Genomic DNA, 3,197 nt, shown 5'->3' with positions numbered 1-3,197 from the left:
GTTCAATTCTCCTTAGCTCCACACATCGGTGAGGCCGATCAGCACTCTGTGGAGTTGTCAAAGATCGGTCAATGAGATCCCGTCTCCCTCAGGAGGCGGGATTTTCCGTCTGCCACATCCGGATGATCTCGTCCGCTCCTTCCTGTGTCGGCGGCCACAGCGGCTCCCTGTGCTGTCGCAGCAGCGCGATCCTCGCCCGGCTCATGTCGTCCTCCGGCGTGTAGACCACGATGCGGCACTCCGGCATGCCGTCGACCGACAGGGACTGCGAGTTCATCCGCACCTCGCCCACGGCCTGGTGACGGAACGTCTTGACGCGGCGGCCCGGCTGTATGACCTCGCCGCTCGCCCACAGTTCGGCGAAGTACGGGCTGGCCGCCGACAGCCGGCGCACGAAACCCTCCCAGGCGGGCTCGCCCACATGTCTGCCGTAGTGGGACCGCAGCGTCGCCACCATCACCGGCAGCTCCCGCTCCCGGTGCACCACCGGGCAGGCCTCCTCGGAGACCGTGAACAGCGTCCACAGCACGTTGGGGACCGTGAGGCCGTGCGCCTGCGGCACCGTGAACAGGTCGCGGTAGGCCGGGTTCGTGGCGAGGACGTCGTACCGCGAGTTGTAGACCACCGCCGGCATCGGATCGAGGGCGTCGATGATGCCCTGCACCTCGGGGCCGACCCTCTGTGTCATCCGCTCCGGGTCCGGCTCGAAGGGCACCTCCGCCAGGCGGTACAGATGCTCGCGCTCCGGCGGGTCGAGCCGCAGGGTGCGCGCCACCGCGTCCAGGACCTGCGCGGAGGCGTTGATCGGGCGCCCCTGTTCCAGCCAGGTGTACCAGGTCACCCCGACGCCCGAGAGCTGGGCGACCTCCTCGCGCCGCAGCCCCGGTGTGCGGCGCCGGAAGCCCGGCGGCATGCCCACGTCCGCCGGTGTCACCCGGGCGCGCCTGCCGCGCAGGAACGCGGCCAGCTCCGGCCGCCGTCGCTGTGTCGTCGTCATCGTCACGTCCCCCGCGTCACGTCCCCGTCGTACGACCATCCTGGATGCCGGAGTTGTCCGGTGCCAGGTGCTGTCAGTACCAGCATCGGCGGGCTCTCGGCACCCGTACCGGCTCGTCGTCAGGCTCGACGGCATGACGACCACATCCGAGACCGGGCCGGGTTTCGCGCCCGTTCCAGGTCCTGCGAAAAGTGAAGCACCCGCCACTGACAACCGGTCCCGGCAGCTGCTGGCGCTGGTCCTCGCCGCCCAGTTCATGGCCGTGCTCGACGTGTTCATCGTGAACGTCGCGGCCCCGACCATCGGCGCCGAACTCCACGCCTCCGGCGCCGATCTGCAGCTTGTGATCGCCGGCTACACCATCACCTACTCGGTGCTGCTGATCACCGGCGCCCGCCTCGGCGACCGGTTCGGGCACGGCCGCGTCCACCTCGCCGGGCTCGCCCTGTTCACCGCGGCCTCGCTGGCCTGCGGGCTGGCCCAGGGCGCCACCGAGCTCATCGTCTTCCGGCTGGTGCAGGGCGCCGGCTCGGCCGTGATGATCCCGCAGGTGCTCAGCCTCATCCAGCGCAACTTCACCGGCGAGGCCCGGGCCAGGGCGCTCGGCGCCTACTCGGCGGTCATCGCGGTCGGCGCCGCGGCCGGACAGGTGGTCAGCGGAGTCCTGGTCGACGCCGACCTGTTCGGCACGAGCTGGCGGCCGGTGTTCCTGGTGAACGTGCCGGTGGGCCTGGCCCTGCTGGTCCTCGGCGGCCGTGTGCTGCCGGCCCGGGACGCGGTGGACCGCGACCGTGCCCGCGGCCTCGACGTCCCGGGACTGCTGCTGCTCGGCGCCGCCGTGTCCTTGCTCACGCTGCCGCTGGTCCTCGGCCAGGAGGAGGACTGGCCGCTGTGGTCGTGGGCCTCGCTGGCCGCCGCCGTGCTCCTGTTCGCCGTGTTCTGCGCCTACGAGTCCGGGCTCGCCCGCCGCGGCGGCGCCCCGCTCATCGCCCCGCGCGTGCTGCGCCTGCCCGGCATGGGCCTCGCCGTCTTCCGGATCCTCGCGGTCATGGCCGTCAACGGCGGCTTCCTGTTCGCGCTCACCCTGCACATCCAGGGCGGCCTCGGCTACAGCGCCCTGCGCGCCGGTCTCGCCTTCGCGCCCTTGGCGGTCGTCTTCGGCGTGGTGGGCCTGACCTGGCGCCGCTGGCCGGCGTCCTGGCAGCGGCACCTGAGCCCCGCCGGGTTCGTGCTGACGGCGCTGGCCGTGGCCGGCGTCGGCCTGATCCTCAAGGGCGGCGGTGACGGCGGAGCGTGGCTGTACGTCGCCTACGCGGGCGTGGGGGCGGGACTCGCCCTCGGCTTCAGCCCGACCCTCACCGGGGCCCTGGCCGCCGTACGCCCCGAGGACGCCGCCGACGCCAGCGGACTGCTCGCCACGGTGGCACAGCTCGGACAGCTGACCGGCGTCGCCGCGTTCGGCACACTGTTCTTGAACCGGCTTGAGTCACTTGGGGCCCCGGAGGCGTATACCTCTGCGAAGGCGCTTCTGGCGTGCATGTTCGCGCTGGCCGCGACGGCCGCGGTGGGTGCCGTGTCCGGACTGGTACTGAGGCGTCGCTGACCGTATCGGCCCGGCCGTGGCAGAATCAAACGGCCGGAAGGGGGCGCGGCCCGACGGGAGGGAGCAGTGATGCCTGCGAGCATCCTCGAGGAGGTCGGCCACCTCCTCGAAGCGGCGTCGACACGGGACACGGTCACCCGCCTGATCTGCCCTTCCTGCGGTTCCGTCCATGTCGCCCAGGTTCTCGGCGACAACGGCGGGATCTCCTACGTGTGCACGGCCTGCGGCCACAGCTGGAGCTGATCGATGGGTGCACACAGGCGAAAGTGCGACTGGTGCGGCAGCGGTACGCCGATCGTCCGGGACATGGAACCGGTCAACCCCGACTACCAGTACTGGTGCGAGGAATGCGCGCGGGCGCTGATCATAAAAGGCGACCCGATCGAGACGTACCGCGAACTGGAGGGTGAGCCGATCTACGGCCGTCTCCTGGAGGAGCACTGCACCCTCAAGCGGTTCTACTCGTTCGTGACGGCCTGAGAGCCGTCGTGCGGGCCACCGGAAACGATTTGGTGTTCCACCCCGTCGACCGTGTAATGTTGGCGTCGCCGCCAGGGAAACCGGGGCGGCGCAGCAAGGGGCTATAGCTCAGTTGGT

At 70.7% G+C, this 3,197-nt stretch carries 4 protein-coding genes; 3 read left to right on the top strand and 1 reads right to left on the bottom strand.

Annotation, left to right across the window (positions count from 1 at the left end; translation table 11 throughout):
* Nucleotides 1-88: 88 nt before the first annotated feature.
* Nucleotides 89-997 carry a helix-turn-helix transcriptional regulator gene (locus tag M8J74_RS43855; protein ID WP_249841731.1) on the bottom strand — a complete coding sequence of 303 codons (909 nt, stop codon included), beginning with the start codon at nucleotides 995-997 and terminating at the stop codon, nucleotides 89-91.
* 133 nt (nucleotides 998-1,130) lie between these two features.
* Here M8J74_RS43855 and M8J74_RS43850 point away from each other — a divergent pair, with 133 nt between their 5' ends.
* From M8J74_RS43850 to M8J74_RS43840, 3 genes are all read left to right on the top strand, one after another.
* On the top strand, nucleotides 1,131-2,600 hold the full coding sequence (locus M8J74_RS43850; protein WP_372500438.1) for an MFS transporter: 1,470 nt from the start codon (nucleotides 1,131-1,133) through the stop codon (nucleotides 2,598-2,600).
* A 69-nt stretch (nucleotides 2,601-2,669) separates the two neighbouring features.
* Complete coding sequence (locus M8J74_RS43845; RefSeq protein ID WP_107416152.1) at nucleotides 2,670-2,843, top strand: hypothetical protein; 174 nt, start codon at nucleotides 2,670-2,672, stop codon at nucleotides 2,841-2,843.
* Between the two features lie 3 nt (nucleotides 2,844-2,846).
* Nucleotides 2,847-3,080 (top strand): hypothetical protein, encoded by a 234-nt coding sequence (locus M8J74_RS43840; protein ID WP_003976229.1) that lies wholly within the window; start codon nucleotides 2,847-2,849, stop codon nucleotides 3,078-3,080.
* Nucleotides 3,081-3,197: the final 117 nt, after the last annotated feature.

This window comes from Streptomyces panaciradicis (assembly GCF_023516615.1).
GTDB lineage: Bacteria > Actinomycetota > Actinomycetes > Streptomycetales > Streptomycetaceae > Streptomyces > Streptomyces panaciradicis.
The sequence above is the reverse complement of the archived record's forward strand: the minus strand, read 5'-3'. Positions and strand labels throughout refer to the sequence as shown.